This window comes from Aeromonas sp. R4-2, assembly GCF_040908295.1.
In the GTDB taxonomy this organism is placed as follows: Bacteria; Pseudomonadota; Gammaproteobacteria; order Enterobacterales; family Aeromonadaceae; genus Aeromonas; species Aeromonas veronii.
In genome coordinates this window covers 178,624-193,286 of sequence record NZ_JBFODL010000024.1, presented here as the reverse complement: position 1 = coordinate 193,286, position 14,663 = coordinate 178,624, and the positions used below count along the sequence as shown (strand labels likewise).

Here is a 14,663-nt window from a genome sequence, read left to right as displayed (position 1 = left end):
GGCCATGAGCCCCCGTTGCAGAGGAGAGTCCATGCACTTCTATCGCCGCTGGCAGCCGGTTGCTGCCATCTCGTTTGACCTCGATGACACCCTCTATGACAACGGCCCCGCCATCGTGCGCGCCGAGCAGTGGATGCTGAGCCATCTGCGCAGCGAATATCTGGCGACAGCCATGCTCGACAAGCCACGCTGGCTGGAGCTAAAACGCGCTGTGTTGCTGGCCAACCCCGGGCTGCGCCACGATGTCAGTCTGGCGCGCCAGCAGACCATCCGTACCGCCATGGTCGAGGGGGGGATGGCCGACCAGCAGGCCAGCCGCGAGGCGGAGCAGGTGTTTGCTGCGTTTCTGGTAGAGCGCTCGAAGATCGAGGTGAGCGAGTCCACTCATCAGCTGCTGGCCAGATTGGCCGAACGCTACCCGCTGGTGGTCATCACCAACGGTAATCTGGATCTGGTTCAGGCAGGACTGGATCGCTACTTCACGCTGGTCTGCAAGGCGGGGGCGGGCGCCAGAATGAAACCGGCGCCGGATATGTTTGAGCAGACCCGCAGTGCCCTCAAGCTGCCAGCGGGGCGGATCCTCCATGTGGGGGATCATCCCGAGACGGATGTGCTGGGGGCCCGTTTGCACGGCTTTCGCGCCGCCTGGCTCAACGAACGGCAGCAACCGTGGCAACAGCTGCAACTGTTGCCGGACGTGGAGCTGACGGCACTGGAGGAGCTGGCCGAGCTGCTGCTCTGATGGCGCTGGCGGGTGGCCCGGCTCAGGCGGTAATGGCTGTCAGCGAATAGCGATGTATGGCAAGGGGTCACGACCGCTATTTGCGGCAAATCAGCCCGAGCAGGGTGTAGCGATCGCGCTGGTTGATGCGGCAGTAACTGATGCCGACGGGTAGCGGCTGCTGCAGGGTGATGGCGCTGTTCTGATAGCGGCAGACCAGATAGAGCGGGCGCAGGCTGCTATCGAGCTGGCTCCAGTAGTGGATCTCGTCGCTGTCGCCATTATCCGGTTTGAGTTGGGCCAGTTCGGCAGGATCTCCGTCGAACAGGGCCAGATTATCGAGCCGGTGGCTGAGGGTTTCGTCCGGTTTGCCATCGTCATTGCGAGTGAACGCCTGCCAGCCCTGCTGCGGGGTCAGCAGCTGCTGGCGACTCTCGATGGTGGCGGGACAATCAAATTGCAGGCTGGCGGCAAGGGCCAGGGTAGTCAGTAACATGGCTGCGGTTCTCTCTTCACGTCCTCAATACGATGCCATGCTACGTCATCTTCCGCCGAACAGCTTCATCAGTTTATCAAGCAGATCAAGCTGTTGTGGTGGTTGCTTCATGGCTTCCGCCTCCCGCTCCAGCAGGGCCCGCTGCTCCTGCTGGCGGTCGCTCAGCACCCGGTAGAGGGGCTCGACCAGCGACTCGCGCTGCATCACCAACTCCTGAAACATTGCCTGATTGATGCGATAGGTTTCGACGGTGGCCACCGCCCGCACCGTGAAGGAGCTGGGCTCGCCGGTGAGCAGGCTCAGTTCGCCAAAAAAGTCTCCCGCGTTGAGCGTACCGAGTTTCAGCTCTCGCCCTTCGACATTGACCACCATCTCGGCCTCCCCTTTGACCAGCACGAACAGCCAGCTGGAGACATCCCCCTGCTCCAGCATGATGTCGCCGCTGACGAAGGGGGCGAACTTCACCTGATCGGCCAGCTGGAGCAGCTCGTTCTCCTGCAACATGGCAAACAGCGGCAGCTTGCGCAGGGTATCGGTTCGTTCGGCTGTGTGGCGCTTGTGGCGGGCATCCAGATGCTGCTTCTCCTTGGCCATAAAGACGTTGAAGATCGGCGGGGTGAGGCGGCGATCGTTGCGGCGCAGGGCGGCATCGATAAGGCTGCGCACCATGGAGTCGGTCGGATCGTCGCGAGCCAGGTCAGTGAGCCAGTAGCGCACTGCATAGCGAGCGATGCCACCTTCGACGTTCATCAGCAGGCAGTCCGGTTGCGGATGCTTGGCGACGCAGGGGAGCTTGGTCTCCCGCAGGGATTTCTCGATCAGCGCGATGATCTGGGTCGGCAGGGTATCCAGGGTCAGATCGAACCAGACCCAGCGCCGCCACTGCAGCGGTTCGCCGCGACGGCGCCCGAGCACGGTGAAGCGCTGTTTGAGCAGATGGCTGTTGGGGATGACGACTGTCTCCCAGTTGCGGGTCTCGATGGTGGTGGCACGCCAGTTGATCTCCACCACCCAGCCCTGGGTGGTATCCACTTGCAGCCAGTCACCGATGGCGATGGAGTTGTCGAGCTGAATGGAGACCCCGGCCAGCAGGTTGCCAAGGGTGTCCTGCATGGCGAAGGCGATGACCGCGGTGATTACCGCGGAGGTGGTGACTATCTCCCCGAGCGCCATGCCGGAGGCGTAGAGGCGAAACAGACCCCAGCCGATATAGCCGATGGTGATGACGATATCGGCGATGATCCGCGGGATCCGCACATGGCAGAGGGGGAGCAGAAACTCGAATAGCAGGATCCCCCATATCTTGACCAGTATCAGGCCAGCCAGCAGGGTGGAGATCTCGATCAGCAATTGATGGGGCAGCGGCAGTTTGAACCAGCCCCCTTCCAGCTGGATCAGCAGGATCACCACCGCGCTAATCATCACGAAACTGAGCTCGGAGAGCAGCTCCCGTCGCTGTCCCGGACGGCGCCAGAAGTGGAGCAGCATCAGGGAGAGGGTGAGCAGGGTCCAGAACGGGTGTTCGCCAATCCAGATCAGTGTCGGTAGCGCGGTGAGGTTTTCGCCAGCCATAGCAGCACCTTATTGTGGTTTTATTTCCAGCATAGCTGCTGCGGCGCGGGGAAATGGTGCGTTGGGGCGGCAATTTATTTATCCTGTGCAGAACCGGGCAAAGGAGTGCGATTGAGTGAAATTTTCAAAGAAAATCATCTGTTTGATGGCCCTGTTTCCATTGGCTGGCTGCGACCTGCTGGCCGAGAAGTATCGGGTCGAATTCCGGGATGGCTCCTGGCGTGAAATAGCCATTACCCCCTTCTCCAGCGAGGCGCGCTGGCGTGAGGGGTGTGCCACCGGCGAGGTGCTGAGCGACATGAAGGTGCCCATCAAGCGGGGTGACACGGTCAATGGCCGCGAGCAGTTGCTGATTGGCGGCGAGAAGTTCGAGCTGGATGACAACAACCTCTACCGCAGCAACGGCATGGTGTTTGGTCATTCGCCTGACCATATCCAGCGCGGGCTCAAGGGGATGGATATCTGCCGCACCTTGCGCCCCGAGCGGGGCGGACTGCCCAAGCTCAAGGCGCGCGGGTTTGGCGACTGAATCGATGAGGGGTTAACTCGCTGCCATCAGTGCACAGCGCTGGCGGCAGGCATCGCCAAAGGCTTGAAAGATCTTGATGGAGTGGGGGTTTTCATTGGCCTTCCACTCCGGATGCCACTGCACTGCCAGCAAAAAGGGTGACAGAGCGGGAGCATGAAGTGCCTCGATCAGCCCATCTTCGGCGTGGGCCAACGGCTCCAGACCCTTCCCCAACCGGTTGATGCCCTGCCCATGCAGGGAGTTGACCGGAATCTGTTCTTCCCCTATCAGTTCGGCAAACCAGCTGCCGGGCAGCAGTTTGATCTGATGGCTCGGCCCATACTGCTCGTCGACCGGATCGTCGGCATCCTCCCGGTGATCGTCATAACCCGGCTCGTTATAGACCTTCTGATGGATGTCTCCCCCCAGCGCCACGTTGATCTCCTGCATTCCGCGGCAGATACCGAGGATCGGCAAGCCACGGGCGAGCGCCCCCTTGATGAGGGGCAGATCGAACAGGTCGCGATCCCTGTCTTGCTGTTTTTCTGGCGTGAGGTTCTCCTGACCGTAGAGGGCCGGATCGATGTTGGAGCCGGCGCCGCTCAGATAGACCCCATCGGCGAGATCCAGATACTGCTCCAGATCGGTGGTGCCGCAGCAGGTGGGCACCAGCAGCGGGACGCAGCCGCTTATCTCCACCATCGGCATGATGTATTTGTGGGTCATCACCTGATAGGCGTGGCCGTTGCGGGGCTGGGCGCCCATGGTCATCAGCACGACAGGTTTACGGGGAGCGGGAGGCTGGGGATTTGGCATAGGGCACCTTGATTATCCTTGGCGTTGAAGTCTCATCCTTCGCCTTGGGCAGGCCCTTGCAAACCGCTAGGGCAAGGGCATGCCTCAAGGCATGGTCATGGGATCCCGCGTCGGGCCGAGTGACAGAATCGTTGGTCAGCCTGGACAGCGACGGCATGGATCCTCTCTTCAGTCTGCCAAGGCCGTTCAATATGTCAAACAAAATGATGCGAAGTTGTTAACGGATTTATCTTGAACTGCTCTGAAGCTGCGATTTAACGGGGCTGTTGAGATGAGCCGTTATGGCTGGGGTAGCAAAATGGTGGATATATTAAACGCGCAGGGATGGCAGGGGATGTGGAGAGAAAAAGGCATCAATAGAAACACGCCTCCCCGAGGGGAGGCGTGTTTCGGGGATCACAGCAGGTCTTCGATCTCGCCGCGCAGATACTGGTACATCTCGCGGTAGGCGACCGGCGGCTTGTTCAGCTCCCGCTCCTTGTTGGCGGAGCGGATCAGCTGGCGCAGTTTCTGGCGATCCAGCTCGTGGAACTGGGACATCAGCTCGTTGAGGGCGCTGTCACCTTCGGTGATCAGGCGCTCTCGCCACTGCTCCAGCCGATGCAGACGTGCATTCACGGTGGAGTGACGGTTCTTGATGATGGAAAGCGCTTCGGCAATCGGCTCGATATCGCGGCTGCGCATCAGGCGGCCGATGAACTGCAGATGGCGACGGAAGGACTCATCCTTCTTCGGCTTGAGTTTGCGACCCAGCTCGACAGCTTCTGCAAGCTCTTCATCCAACGGGATTTTTTCCAGCTCGCTGTGGCTGAGGGAGACGATCTCTTCCCCCATTTTCTGCAATGCTTCGGCATCGCGCTTGAGCTGGCTCTTGCTGGGGCCCCAGTCTTCGAACTCGTTGTCGTCTTGATATTGACTCATCGGTCTCTTGATTCCTGTCATTCACGTTTGGCGGATATGTTACCAGCTTCTCCCGCTGGGCGCAGGGGTCTGATATGCTTACCCCCCTTTCCTTCTTTCATACAGATGTGAGTTATGGATCAGCAAGACCAAATCCGCCAGGATCAAGCCCATCTCGAGGCCGTGGTTGCCGAAGCCCTGGAGATAGCCAAGGGACTGGGCGCCTCGCTGGCCGAAGTCTCCATCAGCAAGCAGACCGGGTTGTCGGTGAACACCCGGGGTTGTGAACTGGAAAGCATTGAATTCAATAAGGATGGCGCCCTCGGCATTGCCGTCTATCGCGATGGTTGCAAAGGATCCTCCTCGACCACCGATCTGAGCAAACCCGCCATTCGTGCCGCCGTTGAAGCGGCCATCGAGATTGCCCGTCACACCTCGGCCGATGATTGCGCCGGTCTGGCGGACGCCGAGCTGCTGGCCTGGGATGCCCCCGATCTGCAACTGTGTCACCAAATCGAGCTGGATCCCCAGCGCGGGATCGAACTGGCCATCGAGTGCGAACGACTCGCTCTGGGTCGCGATGCCCGTATCAAGCACTCCGACGGCGCCGGTTTCTCCAGCCATCTTGGCATCAAGGTCTATGGCAACAGCCACGGCTTCGTCAAAGGCTACGCGGCGTCGCGCAACTCTCTGAGCTGCGTGCTGATCGGCGAGCAGGATGGCGACATGCAACGGGATTACGGCTACTCCTCCAGCCGTACCCTCGACGGGCTCTGGAGCCCGCAGCGCATTGCCGACGAAGCCGTTGAGCGTACCGTCTCCCGCCTCGGCGCCCGCAAGATCTCTACCCGTCATGCGCCTGTGCTGTTCCACCCTGACACAGCCTCCGGCCTGTGGGGCCATCTGGTGATGGCTATCAGCGGTGGCAACCTCTATCGCAAGTCGAGCTTCCTGCTCGACAAGTTGGGCAAGCAGATCCTGCCCGAGTGGCTCACTATTCAGGAGTTCCCCCACCTGCTGGGCGGGCTCGCCAGTACCCCGTTCGATGGGGAAGGGGTGCGTACCCGCGATATGGATATCATCCGTAACGGCGAGCTGATGAGTTGGCTGCTTACCTCCTACTCCGCTCGCAAGCTGGGGTTGACCACCACGGGTCATGCCGGTGGCATCCACAACTGGCAGGTTTCCAATACCGGCCAGGATTTTCAGGGCATGCTGAAAGAGATGGGCACCGGCCTGTTGGTGACCGAGCTGATGGGGCAGGGGGTCAATATCGTCAATGGCGACTACTCCCGCGGCGCCGCCGGTTTCTGGGTCGAGAATGGCGAAATAGCCTATCCGGTCGAGGAGATCACCATCGCCGGCAATCTGGCCGAGATGTTCAGCCACATCGTGGCGGTGGGCCGTGACGAGGATGAGCGATCCAGTCTCAAGACCGGCTCGGTGCTGGTAGAGAATATGAAGCTGGCGGGTCACTGATCCCGGTTTCAACAGAGAACCGAAACCATGAAAAAGGCCCCCTCGCCAACGCGAGGGGGCCTTTTTATCGGCCTGCGATCAGTGGGCTATCAGCCCTTGATGCGCTCGATGCGGCCACCCAGACCCTGCAGCTTCTGCTCGATGTCTTCGTAGCCACGGTCGATGTGATAGATACGGTCGACGATGGTGGAGCCTTCGGCCACGAAGCCGGCCAGTACCAGACTGGCGGAGGCGCGCAGATCGGTCGCCATTACCTGGGCACCCTTGAGTTGCTCGGTGTCACGGCAGATGGCTACGTTGCCCTGCAGTTCGATGTCTGCGCCCATCCGTACCAGTTCGGGAACGTGCATGAAGCGGTTCTCGAAGATGGTCTCGGTGACCATGCCGGTGCCTTTGGCGACGGCGTTCAGCACGGTGAACTGTGCCTGCATGTCGGTCGGGAAGGCCGGGTAGGGGGCGGTCTTGATGGTGACCGGCTTGAGGGTGCGGCCAGTCATGTCGAGGGTGATCCAGTCTTCACCCTTCTCAATCAGGGCGCCAGCCTCTTCCAGCTTGACCAGTACCGCTTCCAGCAGGGTCGGGTCGGTCTTGCGGCAGGTGATCTTGCCGCCGGTGACCGCTGCGCCCACCAGGAAGGTTCCGGTTTCGATGCGGTCAGGCTGCACACTGTAGTTGCCGCCGTGCAGACGCTCGACACCGTCGATGGTCAGGGTGTCGGTGCCCGCACCCTGAATCTTGGCGCCCAGAGTATTGAGGAAGTTGGCCAGATCGACCACTTCCGGCTCGCGTGCGGCGTTTTCGATCACGGTGCGGCCATCAGCCAGGGTCGCGGCCATCATCAGGTTTTCGGTACCGGTCACGGAGACCATATCCATCAGGATGTGGGCGCCTTTCAGGCGACCATCGACACGGGCCTTGATGTAACCATCTTCGATGGTGATCTTGGCGCCCATCAGCTCCAGGCCGTGGACGTGCAGGTTGACCGGACGGGCACCGATGGCGCAGCCGCCGGGCAGGGAGACGTCAGCCGCGCCGAAACGGGCGGCCAGCGGGCCCAGCGCCAGAATGGAGGCGCGCATGGTCTTCACCAGCTCGTAGGGGGCAACGTGGTTGTTCACGGCACCGGTCAGCACGGTCACATTGCCGTTGACCTTGGTGGTGGCGCCCAGCATTTCCAGCAGCTTGATGGTGGTGCCCACATCTTTCAGGCGCGGCACGTTGGAGAGGTGAACCTCTTCATCACAGAGCAGGGTTGCGAACAGGATCGGCAGCGCGGCGTTTTTGGCGCCGGAGATGGTCACTTCGCCGTTGAGAGTACAACGACCATCGATTTTGAATTTGTCCATTTTTACTTCGTTACCAAATCAGGAGGGCAATAGGAATTTACGTTCGCGTTTCCACTCGGCGTCGGTGAACGCCTTGATGGAGAGGGCGTGAATGGCGTTGCTGGCGATCTTGTCCATCAGCGGGGCATAGATGGCCTGCTGCTTCTTGACCCGGCTCATGCCGTCAAACATGTCACCGACGGCGATCACTTGGTAGTGACTACCGTCCCCTTTGACATGGACTTCGGACAATGGCAGAGCCTCAAGGAGTATCGCTTCAATTTCAGAGACTTGCATTATGCGTCCTCAGTTGTGAGCGGGGTTGACTGAAACAGCCCGGCCACCCCGTAGAGGTTGGCCAGGGTATAGAAATCACTGGAGGCGCCCACCAGTTGCGGTGTGGCGCCTCGCGCTAATACGGCTTTGGCCCATTTGACCAGCAGGGCCAGTCCGGCGGAGTCGAGGGTGGTGACGCCGCCGAGCTCGAGCTGGTCGTCCTGCCACCATTCGGCGCGGCGTTGCCACAGGTCATTGACCTGTGGCGCCTGCAGCTCACCGTTGAGGGTCATGGTTTGAGTACCAGCGGCTTGGCGTTGTGCTCGCGCAACTGGGCGATCACTGCATCGATGCCATTCTGGCGAATGAGGCCGCCCAGCTCGCTCTGCTTGGCGGAGAGCAGGCTGATCCCCTCTGCCACCATGTCGAAGGCTTTCCATTCGCCGGTCTTGTTGTTCTTGCGCAGCTTGAACTCGAGGAAGATGTCCGGCTTGCCGGCCTCTTTCACGCTGACATTGACGGCGGTGATGTTGCCGCTGGGAGCTTTGCCCGGCTCGACCTTGACGGTCTGCTTGTCAAAATGGGCCAGCGCATCGGCGTAGGAGCTCACCATGTACTCGGTGAACACCTCGACGAAGGCATTGCGCTGCGCTTCGGTGGTCTCTTTAATCTGGTTGCCAAGCACCTTGTAGGCGGCGAAGCGGTTGTCCACATAGGGCAGCAGCTCTTCGCGGATGATCACCCGCAGGTGATCCGGATTGCTTTTCACCTGGGCCTGATCGGCCTTCAGGCGGGCAAAGGTCTGCTTGGCAGCCTGATCCACCAACGCGTTGGGGTCGGTGGCATCGACTGCGGCCGGGGCAGACAGGGAAAAGAGCATGCTGGTCATCAGGCCCAGCAGCAGGGCGATTTTCTTGAACATGATTACTCCTTCTTGCTGTCTGATTTGCTGTCGGAGGATTGGCTGTAGAGGAACTTGCCAATCAGATCTTCCAGTACGATGGCGGATTTGGTGTCTTCAATCAGGTCGCCATCCTTGAGCATCTCGGTGCCCATCTCCTCATCGCTGAAGCCGGGGGCCAGACCGATGTACTGCTCGCCGAGCAGACCGGAGGTGAGGATGGAGAGGGAACTGGTATCGGCGAACTCGCCAGCGCTCTTTTGCATCATCAGGGTCACTTCGGGCACCTGGGTTTTCGGGTCCAGTACGATGTCGCTGACCCGACCGACCACCACGCCGCCGACCTTGACCGGCGAACGCACTTTCAGGCCGCCGATATTATCGAAATGCGCGCGCAGGGTATAGGTTTCTCCTTCCGGTTTGAAGCTCAAACCGGCCACTTGCAGGGCCAGTGCCAGAATGGCACCGATGCCAGCCAGCATGAAGGTGCCGACCAGGAATTCTACTTTGCTGAACTTCATCTTTACCTTATCCAAACATGACTGCAGTGAGTATAAAATCCAGGCCGAGCACGGCGAGGGATGAGTGGACCACAGTTCGGGTCGTGGCCTGACTGATCCCGGCCGAGGTCGGCTTGGCATCATAGCCGTTAAAGAGCGCAATCCAGGTGACCACCAGGGCGAAAATCAGGCTCTTGATGGCGCCCTGCATGATGTCTTCATGCCAGTCGACGGAGGCCTGCATGGCAGACCAGAAGCCCCCTTCGTCCACGCCGAGCCAGTCCACGCCGACCAGCTTGCCGCCGAAGATGCCGATCAGGCTGAACATAAAGGCCAGCAGCGGCATGCTGATGACGCCAGCCCAGAAGCGGGGGGCGACCACCCGGCGCAGCGGGTCGACCGCCATCATCTCGAGGCTTGAAAGTTGCTCGGTGGCCTTCATCAGGCCAATTTCAGCGGTCAGGGCCGAACCAGCACGGCCGGCAAACAGCAGCGCCGTGACCACAGGACCCAGCTCCCGCAGCAGGGAGAGGGAGACCAGCGGACCCAGGCTCTGCTCGGCGCCGAAATCCTTCAATACGTTGTAACCCTGCAGCGAGAGCACCATGCCGATGAACAGGCCGGAGACCAGAATGATGGCCACCGACTGTACGCCCACCACATACAACTGCTGGATCAGCAGCGGGAAGTGCTTGCGCGGTTCGGGTTTGCCCGCCAGCGCATGGAACAACATGATGGTGGCGCGACCGACGGAGCTGATAAACCGCACTCCGACCCGCCCCAGCTTGCTTATTTGACTTATCAACATCAGAGATCCTGTAGCAGATCGCCTGCCGGAAAATGAAACGGAACAGGACCATCGGGCAATCCTTTGAGGAACTGCTCGACTTCGGGATTGTGCTCCTCGCGCAGCTGATCCGGCGTACCGTGCGCCACCACCTTGCGATTGGCAATGATGTAGGCGTAATCGGCGATGCTCAGCACCTCTTTCACGTCGTGGGTGACGATGACGGAGGTGATACCGAGGGCATCGTTCAGCTCCTTGATCAGTTTGACCAGTACCGCCATGGTGATGGGGTCCTGCCCGACAAACGGCTCGTCATACATGATGAGGTCGGGGTCAAGGGCGATGGCCCGAGCCAGCGCTGCCCGGCGCGCCATGCCGCCGGAGAGCTCGGAGGGCATCAGTTTCGCTGCGCCGCGCAAGCCCACCGCCTGCAGTTTCATCATGACGATGGTGTGGATCAGCTCCTCCGGCAGGCCGGAGTGCTCCCGCAGCGGGAAGGCCACGTTGTCGTAGACCGTCATGCCGGTAAACAGGGCGCCGCTCTGGAACAGCATGCTCATCCGTTTGCGCACTTCATAGAGGCGCGAACGGGAGAGGGTGGGGATATCTTCCCCGTCAAACAGAATGTGACCGGACTCCGGCTTGAGCTGGCCACCGATCAGCCGCAGCAGGGTGGTTTTACCGATGCCGCTCGGGCCCATGACGGCGGTTACCTTGCCACGAGGAATGGTCAGGTTGATCCCGTCATACAACAGCCGATCTCCGTGACTGAAGGTCAGATCGGAGATGGTGATCAGGTCATTGTTCAAACAATTGTCCATCCGGTGTAAATGAGGTGCGAATTTTATGGGGTAGTCTAGGTCTAAGCAACAGCAAGGAACAACTATTGAACAGGCTGCAAGCCCATTTGCACGACAGTTTTCTGTAACAAAGTGCGTCATTGAGAGCGGGACTTGCCATCCGATTCGCTTATCCGGGCAGACTTTTTTATAATCCCGCAGCTAATTTCGGCCCGGAGCTGTGTCTTTATGTCTGTAAAGCCTGAGAAAGTGTCTGAACTGTTCGATTTTCGTCGCAGTGCCCGCGCGGTGCTGGACACAGAAAAGCAAGCCATTGATGGACTCTATCAGTATCTGAACGACGCCTTCGACAAGGCGTGCGAAATGGTGCTGCGCTGCGGTGGCAAGATAGTGGTCACCGGCATGGGCAAATCGGGCCATATCGGCAGCAAGATCGCCGCCACCCTCGCCAGCACCGGCACACCGGCCTTCTTCCTTCACCCGGGAGAAGCGAGTCATGGCGATCTGGGGATGATCTCCAGCGGCGATCTTATCATCGCCATCTCCAACTCCGGTGAGAGCGACGAAATTCTGGCTCTGCTGCCGGTACTCAAGCGCCGCGGCATTCCGCTCATCTGCATGACCGGCAATCCCGCCTCCACCATGGCCAAAGAGGCCAACGTGCACCTGTGCATCAAGGTGGAGAAAGAGGCCTGCCCGCTGGGTCTGGCACCCACTTCCAGCACCACGGCAACTCTGGTGATGGGCGATGCCCTGGCGGTCGCCCTGCTGGAAGCACGCGGTTTTACCGCCGATGACTTCGCCCTCTCTCACCCGGGCGGTTCCCTGGGCAAGCGTCTGTTGCTGCGGGTCGGCGACCTGATGCACAGTGGCGATCTGTTGCCCCGGGTAGGGATAGATGCCACCATCAGCCAGGCGCTGCTGGAAGTGAGCCGCAAGGGACTCGGTATGACGGCAGTGGTCGATGGCAATGGCCTGCTGGCCGGGCTCTTTACCGATGGCGACCTGCGCCGCATTCTTGACCAGCAGATCGATATCCATCACACCCCCATCAGCCGCGTGATGACGGCCAACTGTGTTACCGTAGGTCCAGAGATGATGGCTGCGGAAGCCGTCAAGCTGATGGAAACGAGAAAAATCAACGGATTACTGGTCGTGGATGAAGAGAAACGCCCGCTCGGCGCCTTCAACATGCACGACCTGCTGAAAGCCGGAGTAATTTGATGCAAAACGTACCGACCCTCTATGGTCCGGTGACGCGCAGCCAGTTTGAGAAGGCGGCGCAAATCCGCCTGCTGGTGTGCGATGTGGACGGGGTGCTCTCCAACGGCCTCATCTACATGGGAAACAACGGCGAAGAGCTGAAAACCTTCTGCACCCGTGATGGTGCGGGCATGCGAGCACTGCTCAATGCCGGGATCGAGATCGCCATCATCACTGGGCGCAACTCCCGTATCGTCAGCGATCGGATGAAAAGCCTGGGGGTGGCTCATGTGGTGCAGGGGGCTGATAAAAAGCTGCCTCACTTCGAAGCGCTGCTGGCCAAGCTGGGGCTGACTGCTGAACAGGCCGCCTATATGGGCGATGACACCATCGATCTGCCGGTGATGGCCGCCTGCGGCCTGGGTATCGCGGTGGCCGATGCCCATCCGCTGGTGCTGAGTCGTGCCGATATGGTGACCCGGCTTGGCGGTGGCATGGGCGCGGTGCGTGAGGTGTGTGACCTCATTTTGCAGGCGCAGGGCCACGACGATTATCAGCCCGAGGCCTCGGTATGAGCAGACAGACCCTGTTGTTTGCCCTGTTGTTTCTGGTCGCGCTGGTTGCCTGGCAGTTGGGCAAGGTTGAGCTGGTGCCTGAGAGCGCCGTCAAAATCGAAAACTATCAGCCGGATTTTGTCGCCAAAGATCTGGTGACCACCCGTTTTGATATCAACGGCAAGCGCACCGAGCGGCTGGAGTCGACCTACGCCGAGTATTATCAAATCCTCGAGCAGGCCACCTTCGACAAGCCGGTGGTCTACATGTATGACGATCAGGGGGCTGCCGAGTGGAAGGTGACCGCCGAAACCGGCGTGCTCAACACCGGCGACAACGTCATCCTGCGGGACAAGGTGCATCTGGATGGTCTGCTGCCTACTTCCTTTATCTCCACACTGGATACCCCCTATCTGGAGCTGGATCTGGTGACACAGGATGTGCGCAGCAACCGGGAAGTGAACATTCTGGGTCGGGATTTCCAGACCCAAGGGGTTGGCCTCAAGGGCCATCTGGACCGCAAATATTTTGAGTTACTGGATCAAGGCCATGCCATCTATTTCAATGAAAAACGCTAATCTGGCCCTCGCAGCCCTATTGTTGTGTGGTGCGGTGACCGCCAAAGAGTCCGACTTTGCCGAGAAGGTTTACGTCGATGCCGTCAAACAGGTGGCCGAGATGCAGGACAACCGCATCACCTTCGAAGAGGATGTGACCATCAATCAGGGCACCATCCGGATCAAGGCTGACAAGGTGGTAGTGACCCGCTCCGGCGAGAAAGGGGCCGAGGTGATGACTGCCTACGGCAAGCCCGCCACCTTCTTCCAGATCCTGGATAACGGCAAGCCGGTCAATGCCCACGGCAATACCATCCGCTACGAGCTGAAGAACCGGCTGGTGACCATCACCGGCAACGGTCAGCTCAAGCAGGAAGATAGCCAGGTCAATGGCGATCTAATCCGCTACGACATCGTCAAACAGAAGATGATTGCCGAGAGCAAGAGCCCGAGCCAGCGGGTCAAAACCGTGTTCCTGCCGGATCAGGTAGAGAATTTCGACAAGCCCGCCGACCAGAAGAAGCAGGGAAAATAAGCCATGGCAGTGTTAAAAGCAGTGGGCCTGCAGAAGAGCTATAAGCGCCGCATGGTGGTGAGTGACGTCAGCCTTGAAGTGGGCACTGGCCAGATTGTCGGCCTGCTCGGCCCCAACGGGGCGGGCAAGACCACCTCCTTCTACATGATTGTGGGGCTGGTGCAGCGCGATGCCGGTCTCATCACCATCGACGATCAGGACATCAGCCTGCAGCCCATGCATGCGCGCGCGCGCAATGGCATCGGTTACCTGCCGCAGGAGGCCTCAATCTTCCGTCGCCTGTCGGTGTTCGACAACCTGATGGGCGTGATGCAGACCCGCAAGGGGTTGAGTCGCGAGGAGCGTGAGGACAAAGTTCAGCAACTGCTGGAAGAGTTCAATATCACCCACATTCGCGACAACCTGGGTCAGAGCCTCTCCGGCGGTGAACGCCGTCGGGTCGAGATCGCCCGTGCGCTGGCGGCCGAGCCGCGTTTTATTCTGCTGGATGAACCCTTTGCAGGGGTTGACCCGATTTCTGTGATAGACATCAAGAAGATCATTCAGCATCTGAAAGATAGAGGTCTTGGCGTCTTGATTACCGACCACAACGTCAGAGAGACTCTGGACGTATGTGAGAAGGCCTATATCGTCAGCCACGGCAAGATGATTGCCGAAGGTGCACCGGCTGACATCCTTGCCGATGAGCAGGTCAAGCGCGTCTATTTGGGCGATCAATTCAGTCTATAGTAAG

19 protein-coding genes are annotated in these 14,663 nt (G+C 59.7%); 8 read left to right on the top strand and 11 right to left on the bottom strand.

Features of this window, described 5'->3' with window-relative positions:
- The first annotated feature begins 31 nt into the window (after positions 1 to 31).
- Positions 32 to 742 (top strand): HAD-IA family hydrolase, encoded by a 711-nt coding sequence (locus AB5Y99_RS19115; protein ID WP_127006247.1) that lies wholly within the window; start codon positions 32 to 34, stop codon positions 740 to 742.
- A gap of 76 nt (positions 743 to 818) precedes the next feature.
- Here AB5Y99_RS19115 and AB5Y99_RS19110 read toward each other — a convergent pair whose 3' ends face one another.
- Together AB5Y99_RS19110 and AB5Y99_RS19105 are read right to left on the bottom strand one after the other, a co-directional pair.
- Entirely contained in the window at positions 819 to 1,217 is a 399-nt protein-coding gene (locus tag AB5Y99_RS19110) for an STY0301 family protein (RefSeq protein ID WP_219295695.1), read from the bottom strand.
- 45 nt (positions 1,218 to 1,262) lie between these two features.
- Positions 1,263 to 2,789, bottom strand: coding sequence for a cyclic nucleotide-binding domain-containing protein (locus tag AB5Y99_RS19105; protein ID WP_368210527.1), 1,527 nt, complete (start codon positions 2,787 to 2,789; stop codon positions 1,263 to 1,265).
- Positions 2,790 to 2,934: 145 nt separating this feature from the next.
- On the opposite strand from AB5Y99_RS19105, the gene AB5Y99_RS19100 reads away from it, so the two are divergent.
- A complete protein-coding gene (locus tag AB5Y99_RS19100; RefSeq protein WP_088868371.1) occupies positions 2,935 to 3,318 on the top strand; it encodes a hypothetical protein in 384 nt (127 codons plus the stop codon).
- Positions 3,319 to 3,330: 12 nt separating this feature from the next.
- On the opposite strand, the gene AB5Y99_RS19095 is transcribed toward AB5Y99_RS19100, so the two are convergent.
- Together AB5Y99_RS19095 and yjgA are read right to left on the bottom strand one after the other, a co-directional pair.
- Positions 3,331 to 4,113 (bottom strand): gamma-glutamyl-gamma-aminobutyrate hydrolase family protein, encoded by a 783-nt coding sequence (locus tag AB5Y99_RS19095; protein ID WP_368210526.1) that lies wholly within the window; start codon positions 4,111 to 4,113, stop codon positions 3,331 to 3,333.
- Positions 4,114 to 4,509: 396 nt separating this feature from the next.
- Positions 4,510 to 5,034 carry a ribosome biogenesis factor YjgA gene (gene yjgA, locus AB5Y99_RS19090; protein ID WP_005336359.1) on the bottom strand — a complete coding sequence of 175 codons (525 nt, stop codon included), beginning with the start codon at positions 5,032 to 5,034 and terminating at the stop codon, positions 4,510 to 4,512.
- 114 nt (positions 5,035 to 5,148) lie between these two features.
- Between yjgA and pmbA the strand changes: the two genes are divergently transcribed.
- A complete protein-coding gene (gene pmbA, locus AB5Y99_RS19085; RefSeq protein ID WP_040068810.1) occupies positions 5,149 to 6,492 on the top strand; it encodes a metalloprotease PmbA in 1,344 nt (447 codons plus the stop codon).
- Between the two features lie 89 nt (positions 6,493 to 6,581).
- Here pmbA and murA read toward each other — a convergent pair whose 3' ends face one another.
- From murA to mlaF, 7 genes are read right to left on the bottom strand one after another with little or no spacing between them, the layout of a single operon-like run.
- Positions 6,582 to 7,838, bottom strand: coding sequence for a UDP-N-acetylglucosamine 1-carboxyvinyltransferase (murA, locus tag AB5Y99_RS19080; RefSeq protein ID WP_005336355.1), 1,257 nt, complete (start codon positions 7,836 to 7,838; stop codon positions 6,582 to 6,584).
- Positions 7,839 to 7,856: 18 nt separating this feature from the next.
- On the bottom strand, positions 7,857 to 8,114 hold the full coding sequence (gene ibaG / locus AB5Y99_RS19075; RefSeq protein WP_005306001.1) for a BolA family iron metabolism protein IbaG: 258 nt from the start codon (positions 8,112 to 8,114) through the stop codon (positions 7,857 to 7,859).
- Positions 8,114 to 8,386 carry a lipid asymmetry maintenance protein MlaB gene (locus AB5Y99_RS19070; protein ID WP_279491549.1) on the bottom strand — a complete coding sequence of 91 codons (273 nt, stop codon included), beginning with the start codon at positions 8,384 to 8,386 and terminating at the stop codon, positions 8,114 to 8,116. Before AB5Y99_RS19070 ends, ibaG begins: the two co-directional genes overlap by 1 nt.
- Positions 8,383 to 9,015 (bottom strand): ABC transporter substrate-binding protein, encoded by a 633-nt coding sequence (locus AB5Y99_RS19065; RefSeq protein ID WP_368210524.1) that lies wholly within the window; start codon positions 9,013 to 9,015, stop codon positions 8,383 to 8,385. The genes AB5Y99_RS19070 and AB5Y99_RS19065 overlap by 4 nt, the downstream gene beginning before the upstream one ends.
- Before the next feature lie 2 nt (positions 9,016 to 9,017).
- A complete protein-coding gene (gene mlaD, locus AB5Y99_RS19060; RefSeq protein WP_005336348.1) occupies positions 9,018 to 9,515 on the bottom strand; it encodes an outer membrane lipid asymmetry maintenance protein MlaD in 498 nt (165 codons plus the stop codon).
- Positions 9,516 to 9,522: 7 nt separating this feature from the next.
- Positions 9,523 to 10,302, bottom strand: coding sequence for a lipid asymmetry maintenance ABC transporter permease subunit MlaE (gene mlaE / locus AB5Y99_RS19055; RefSeq protein WP_005355158.1), 780 nt, complete (start codon positions 10,300 to 10,302; stop codon positions 9,523 to 9,525).
- Positions 10,302 to 11,102, bottom strand: coding sequence for a phospholipid ABC transporter ATP-binding protein MlaF (mlaF, locus tag AB5Y99_RS19050; RefSeq protein WP_005336343.1), 801 nt, complete (start codon positions 11,100 to 11,102; stop codon positions 10,302 to 10,304). Before mlaF ends, mlaE begins: the two co-directional genes overlap by 1 nt.
- A gap of 207 nt (positions 11,103 to 11,309) precedes the next feature.
- Here mlaF and AB5Y99_RS19045 point away from each other — a divergent pair, with 207 nt between their 5' ends.
- The 5 genes from AB5Y99_RS19045 to lptB are packed head-to-tail and all read left to right on the top strand — an operon-like array spanning position 11,310 to position 14,659.
- Positions 11,310 to 12,305: a KpsF/GutQ family sugar-phosphate isomerase gene (locus AB5Y99_RS19045; RefSeq protein WP_005336342.1), complete on the top strand. Its 996-nt coding sequence runs from the start codon at positions 11,310 to 11,312 to the stop codon at positions 12,303 to 12,305.
- Positions 12,305 to 12,859: a 3-deoxy-manno-octulosonate-8-phosphatase KdsC gene (gene kdsC / locus AB5Y99_RS19040; protein WP_101530526.1), complete on the top strand. Its 555-nt coding sequence runs from the start codon at positions 12,305 to 12,307 to the stop codon at positions 12,857 to 12,859. Before AB5Y99_RS19045 ends, kdsC begins: the two co-directional genes overlap by 1 nt.
- A complete protein-coding gene (gene lptC, locus AB5Y99_RS19035) occupies positions 12,856 to 13,416 on the top strand; it encodes an LPS export ABC transporter periplasmic protein LptC (protein WP_005336338.1) in 561 nt (186 codons plus the stop codon). Before kdsC ends, lptC begins: the two co-directional genes overlap by 4 nt.
- Entirely contained in the window at positions 13,403 to 13,930 is a 528-nt protein-coding gene (lptA, locus tag AB5Y99_RS19030) for a lipopolysaccharide transport periplasmic protein LptA (RefSeq protein ID WP_040068817.1), read from the top strand. Before lptC ends, lptA begins: the two co-directional genes overlap by 14 nt.
- Before the next feature lie 3 nt (positions 13,931 to 13,933).
- Entirely contained in the window at positions 13,934 to 14,659 is a 726-nt protein-coding gene (lptB, locus tag AB5Y99_RS19025) for an LPS export ABC transporter ATP-binding protein (RefSeq protein WP_323892368.1), read from the top strand.
- The last annotated feature ends 4 nt before the right edge of the window (positions 14,660 to 14,663 follow it).